This window comes from Citrobacter sp. S55_ASV_140, from assembly GCF_018919505.1.
Lineage (GTDB): Bacteria > Pseudomonadota > Gammaproteobacteria > Enterobacterales > Enterobacteriaceae > Citrobacter > Citrobacter werkmanii.
The window spans coordinates 1-2,424 of record NZ_JAHLQZ010000333.1; the positions used below are offsets into that span (position 1 = coordinate 1).

The 2,424-nt window shown below is 46.5% G+C and carries 3 protein-coding genes and 1 pseudogene; 1 reads left to right on the forward strand and 3 read right to left on the reverse strand.

Annotation, left to right across the window (positions count from 1 at the left end):
- Positions 1 to 286, reverse strand: a pseudogene (locus tag KQJ18_RS23340) (MBL fold metallo-hydrolase); the annotation flags it as partial.
- On the reverse strand, positions 286 to 483 hold the full coding sequence (locus tag KQJ18_RS23345) for a hypothetical protein (RefSeq protein WP_216422871.1): 198 nt from the start codon (positions 481 to 483) through the stop codon (positions 286 to 288). The gene KQJ18_RS23345 and the pseudogene KQJ18_RS23340, both read right to left, overlap by 1 nt.
- A gap of 219 nt (positions 484 to 702) precedes the next feature.
- Between KQJ18_RS23345 and KQJ18_RS23350 the strand changes: the two genes are divergently transcribed.
- Positions 703 to 1,593: a LysR substrate-binding domain-containing protein gene (locus KQJ18_RS23350; RefSeq protein WP_216422872.1), complete on the forward strand. Its 891-nt coding sequence runs from the start codon at positions 703 to 705 to the stop codon at positions 1,591 to 1,593.
- A 183-nt stretch (positions 1,594 to 1,776) separates the two neighbouring features.
- On the opposite strand, the gene KQJ18_RS23355 is transcribed toward KQJ18_RS23350, so the two are convergent.
- The coding region (locus KQJ18_RS23355) for an SDR family oxidoreductase (protein WP_216422873.1) at positions 1,777 to 2,424 on the reverse strand (648 nt) is incomplete at its 5' end.

The window sequence follows — 2,424 nt, forward strand, 5'->3', positions numbered from 1 at the left end:
CGTCAGGACTGATCCCCACTGCTGCAAGGTTTATGTTGAGTTGCCCTCCTTTGTTGCTCAGCGGCCCTGCGCCAGCGTCGACCAAAATGACCCGACCCCGACCGCGGATAAGATAGCAGTTTATATGGATATCGGCAGGCTCATCGAGCCCGGCGTCATTTAGAATGACGTCCGCATCAGCTTTTTCAATGCCTGACAGTAAATCCAGGCTGGCTGACATTGTACCGTCACTCAGCGCCGTAATCTGAAAATCTCCAATCTGCCGAAACGGAAAGAAATGGCTCATCAGTACCTCGGGATTAGTTGCGGGCAAATATGTGTTGTCAGGCCAGATGCCTGTTGGATGGCGAAATCCAGTTCACGAATAAAGTTTTCCATCACCGCCTGCATTCGAGCAGAGGGCACGGCATTTATGGATAAAATTGTTAAGGTTTTGAACTTGTCAGAGTGGTTTTCAGAAAGATAAAAGGTCAGATTAGGCATTCCATTCTGCCTCTCTTTCAGAATCGTTATACGAACATTCCACGGTATACCACATCAGTTCATCTCCACATAAGTCATAAACGCAAGCAAAACAGTTGCTCAATGATTTTTCATCATGCTACAAGCTAGTTAAACGGCTTAAAATCGATAATAAGTCACGGGTTAGTGATATTAAGTCACTAATGGCAGGCTGCAGGCTCAGAGCAAGGAACAAATTTCATGCGCAGAAAAATACCCAGTAGTACGTCCCTTCAGGCTTTTGATGCCGCTGCAAGGCACGGTAATTTTGCCCGCGCTGCAGAGGAATTATCGCTAACAGAAGGGGCCATTAGCCGTCAGATTGCGCGACTTGAAGCTTTGCTGAACTGTAAATTGTTCGATCGTGTGGGAAGCAGGGTAAAGCTCAATCCTGTCGGCGCGCGCTATGCACATCACGTCCGTGAAACGCTCGACAGGCTTGAAAGAGATACGCAGTACATAATGGGCATGCCAGAGGGGAATAAGAGTCTGGATATCGCCGTCCTGCCAACCTTTTCCAGCCGTTGGCTTATTCCTCGCCTGAACGGTTTTACCTCTTTATTCCCGGATATAACGTTAAATATTGCGGCCAGAACGGATCCTTTCATTTTGTCAGGAAGTGGATTTGACGCTGTCATTCATTTTGAACATTCCGCATGGGCAGGAATGCGCACGCAATTTCTGTTTCAGGAGAATCTGGTGCCTGTTTGTCATCCTGGGCTGCTAACCAGTCATGACGTCACGCAACAGTTGAACGAACTGCCGCGGATACACCGTCGACAAAACCCTGAAGCATGGCATCACTATGCTCGTGAAAGCGGGATATTTCTTGAGAATCCGGCTCAGGGAGTACGCTACGATCTTCATGAAATGGCCATCGCTGCCGTTATGGCGGGACAAGGGGTAGCATTGGTACCACGCATGTATGTCGAGAATGAATTGAGCTGTGGCCTGCTGGCTGCGCCCTGGCCAGCTTCAGACACGCTGAACAAAAGGTTTTGTTTAGTACAACCGACGGAAACGGGAATAAACGAGGCTGCGCTGGAAAGCTTTAAATGCTGGTTGCTTGCTGAAATGAATACGATCACATAATACTGAACGATACATTACGTCCAGGTCTTCAACTCAGTTGCATCCATGCTCATGTTAAACCATACTGGAAATATTGTTATCACTTGCGCTGCAACGGAAGCGTTAATTATATTCTAACGCTCCCAGTGAGCCTACCACTTTGGCAAGGCAATTCTTAGTGTGTAACAGGTCCTGTGGGGTATTTTACTCGGCTAAATAACCACCATCGATTGGATAAACCCCTCCAGTGCAGAACGCTGAATTATCTGACAGCAAAAACAATATAAAGTCTGCTATTTCTTGCATTTTTGCCATCCTTTTCATGGGGTGACTGTTTGCAAAACTACGTACGATATTTTCAGGGAATTCACTCATTCGTGGGGTTTGGACATAGCCGGGAGCGACAGCATTAATCCGAATGCCTTGACTTGCAAACTCTAGCGCAGCGGTTTGGGTTAAACCGATTATACCATGTTTAGCCACGGTGTAAGGCGCTAATCCAGGAATGCCAACCAGACCATTGACGGCAGATAAATTAACTATAGAGCCACCAAATTTCATCATCTCAGGTATTTCATATTTTAGGCAGTAAAAAACACCGCTCAATGAGATGGCAATAACCTTATCCCAGTTTTCAACTGTCTGCTCTGTTATGTTTTTACCATGTTCACCCGTTAAGCCTGCGTTATTTACGGCATAATCGAGTCTGCCGAAATATTTGATAACCTCATCTATCATTTGCCGTACTTGTTCAGGCTGTGACACATCACATCCGATCCCCAACGCTTGTTGTCCCAGTGAAGATAATTGTTTCGCTTTTTGTTTAGCCTGCTCTGACGAGCGGGATACAAT

Bases quoted from the DNA above. Each gene is read 5' to 3' on its own strand.
- KQJ18_RS23350 (WP_216422872.1), top strand. From the start codon at position 703: ATGCGCAGAAAAATACCCAGTAGTACGTCCCTTCAGGCTTTTGATGCC.
- KQJ18_RS23345 (WP_216422871.1), bottom strand. From the start codon at position 483: ATGCCTAATCTGACCTTTTATCTTTCTGAAAACCACTCTGACAAGTTC.